This is a genomic window from Actinotalea sp. (genome assembly GCF_041597215.1).
Lineage (GTDB): Bacteria > Actinomycetota > Actinomycetes > Actinomycetales > Cellulomonadaceae > Actinotalea.
Window position 1 is genome coordinate 1 of sequence record NZ_JBFHHB010000320.1, and the last position, 2,899, is coordinate 2,899.

The following is a 2,899-nucleotide window of genomic DNA, read 5'->3' on the forward strand; positions in this document are numbered from 1 at the left end:
CCCCCCCCCCCACGCCTCGTGGCACATCAGTTCTCACCCAGGGGAGTCACCGTGAATCGCTTGACCGGCCGGGTCGCACGTGACGACAGCGGCTTCGGCCTCATCGAGACCGTCGTCGCCCTCCTCATCGCGGGCGTGGTCTTCGGCGCTCTGGCGACGACTCTCATCGCCGCGGTGCAGGCCTCCCTCTTCGGTCGTCAGAACCAGCAGGCCACCGACATGATGACGACCCAGCTCGAGCAGATGCGCACGCTCGGCTACAGCGAGGTCGCGATGCGCAGCACCGACCTGGCCGGCGACCCGCGCCTGGTCAGCTGTGCCTCCACCACCTGCCTCACCGTGGACGGGGTCAACGAGCCCGTCGTGGTCGGGACGAGCGGCTCGGTCTTCCCGCACACCGTCACCACGGCGGACGCCACGACCAACCTGACGTCCTACACCGTCTCGACCTACGTCACCCAGCTCTCCGACCAGCCCCTCGACCGCGCCCGGCGCGTGAGCGTGTTCATCACCTGGTCGACGAAGGGCACCGTGCACACGCGCTCGACCTCGAGCATCCTCGCCTACAGCCAGAGCGGACTCCCGCTCCCGGTCTTCAAGCTCGGTGTGACGCCGAGCGCCATCTCGGTGAACCCCGGCGCCACGGTGACCTACACGCTGACCCTGACCAACCAGGGTGCCCCCGACCGCTGGAACCTCAGCCTGGGCGGATCGACCTCTGGCTGGACGTGGTTCGCGGACACCAACGCCAGCGGCGGCCTGGACGCGTCCGACGTGGCGATGACGGACACCAACCTCGACGGGATCGTCGACACGGGGCGGCTCGACCCGAGCTCGGTGCTCACCTTCTTCATGACCAGGGTCGTCCCGACCTCCGAGGCGGTCGGGGCGAAGGTGACCACTGTCACCGCGACCTCCGTCGGCCAGCCCTCCGCGACCGGTGCCTCGTCGAGCGTCTCGGTGACGACGACGATCACCACCGGGACAGTCACCGCCACGCCCACGCCGACCTCGACACCGACCCCGACCTCGACGGCGCCTGCGGTCACCACCTGTGTCGCGACCTCGGCCGGCACGGTCACCGGTGTCGGCAACGGTGGGTACTCCACGACGCAGTTCACCCTGCACAACGACGGGATCGGGGACTCGGTCGCACAGGCGCAGATGGGGATGGACCAGGTCACCGTGGACGAACCCTCGCTCGCCAGGTACTCCACGGATGTCGACCCGGCCACCTACGGGCGCGTGCTCACCAGCTCGGGGGCCACGCTCCCGACCGTCGCGTCGATCCTCGGCTCCTCGACTCCCGCGCAGGTCGCCGACTGGCAGAAGACCTTCGCCAGCAAGGGCTGGGTGGACGGGACCGGCGTGCTGCGCCTGTGGTTCGCGGGCCACGGGGCGACGGCCGCCACCTCGGCACGGGTCGTCCTCTACGAGGCGGACAGCCCGAGTGCGAGCAAGTCGGCGATCCAGAGCGTGGACGTTGCCCTCGCCGCCGGGTGCGCCGGCTTCCAGGAGGTCTACGTGACCCTTCCGGACGCCGACGGCGCGGTCGTCGACAAGAACGGGGTCCTCGGGGTGCGCATCGCCGTCGCCGGCGGTGAGACGACGCTCGGCTACGACGTCGCCCAGATGCCGGCGAGCTTCACGATCGGGGTGAAGTGATGCGGCGGACGACGAGCCGGGCCCACCGCCGGGTCGCCCCGCGCGACGCGGGGATGACCCTGATCGAGCTCCTCGTGACGATGATCCTGCTCGCGGTCGTGTCCTCGCTCGTCGTCGGGGCGGTGTCCCAGGCGGGGCGGATCCTCACCCACACCGATGACGAGGCGACCGGTCTCGCCGACGCGAAGATCATCCTCGACCGCCTGGGGCGGGACATTCGCGAGGCGCGGTCCGCCGTGTGCGACGGCGGTCTGGCCGACCCCGCCGATCCCGCCAGCGCCGACCCGACCTGCCAGGCGCACCTCCAGCTCTGGGTCGACGCGAACTCCGACTACGCCCAGCAGGCGACCGAGGTGATCACCTGGCGTCTGGAGCAGAACCCCGACGGGGTGCACCACGACGTGTACCGCGTGGTGGGCACCGGTGCCGGCGGTACTCCGGTCACCTCCAGCCGGCAGGCCTCCTCGCTCATCGTGAACGCGGTCTTCGCCTACGACACCGGCAGCGCCGCCACGGCACGCCAGGTCGACATCTCCTTGGAGTACGACTCGATCGTGGGCCGTGGCTCCGGCGACCGCACGGCCTCTCTCTCCGCCCGTCTCCGCAACAAGGAGTGATCATGCACGCACTGTGGCGGCGTTCATCGGCGCGGTTGCGCTCCGAGGACGCCGGGCTCGGGCTCATCCTGGTCATCGGGGTGTCGGTCTTCGTCTTCGTCATCGCGGCGACGGCGGTGGCGATCGCGGTGAACGCGATGTCGCAGAGCCGCCAGCGCACGGTGAACGAGGTCTCGCTCGCCATCGCGGAGTCCGGGATCGACAGGACCCTTGCCGACGTGCAGGGCGCCTACACGGCGGCGAATGCCGACGCTCCGGCGCCGTCCCCGGCGTCGAGCTGGTGCACGGGGGCGACGGTCTCCTTCCCGACGGCGGGCGACGGGGTCGACGGCGTCTTCTCGACGGAGGAGGCCGAACGCACCTGGGCCCGCACGCAGCTCGAGGCCCTCGTCGCAGCGGGCACGTGCATCCAGAGCGACGAGCGCGGGGAGTACGTCGTGCTCAAGCCGCCGTCGTCCAACGTCAAGTACGGCAGGGTCTACACCTTGTCCGCGCTCCCGAGCTTCGCGGACGCCACGCGCACCCGCCTGCTGAAGACCGAGTACATCTTCATGCCCTACCGGCCCTCGCACGCGATCCTCACGGCCGGAGCGCTGTCGATCTCGGCGAGCACGACG

General features: G+C 70.5%; 3 protein-coding genes. All 3 read left to right on the forward strand.

Annotated features, from left to right (window positions below; translation table 11 throughout):
• Positions 1–51 precede the first annotated feature (51 nt).
• Entirely contained in the window at positions 52–1,665 is a 1,614-nt protein-coding gene (locus ABWK99_RS15340; protein WP_372595558.1) for a hypothetical protein, read from the forward strand.
• Complete coding sequence (locus tag ABWK99_RS15345; protein WP_372595559.1) at positions 1,665–2,282, forward strand: type II secretion system protein J; 618 nt, start codon at positions 1,665–1,667, stop codon at positions 2,280–2,282. The genes ABWK99_RS15340 and ABWK99_RS15345 overlap by 1 nt, the downstream gene beginning before the upstream one ends.
• A gap of 2 nt (positions 2,283–2,284) precedes the next feature.
• The coding region (locus ABWK99_RS15350) for a hypothetical protein (protein WP_372595560.1) at positions 2,285–2,899 on the forward strand (615 nt) is incomplete at its 3' end.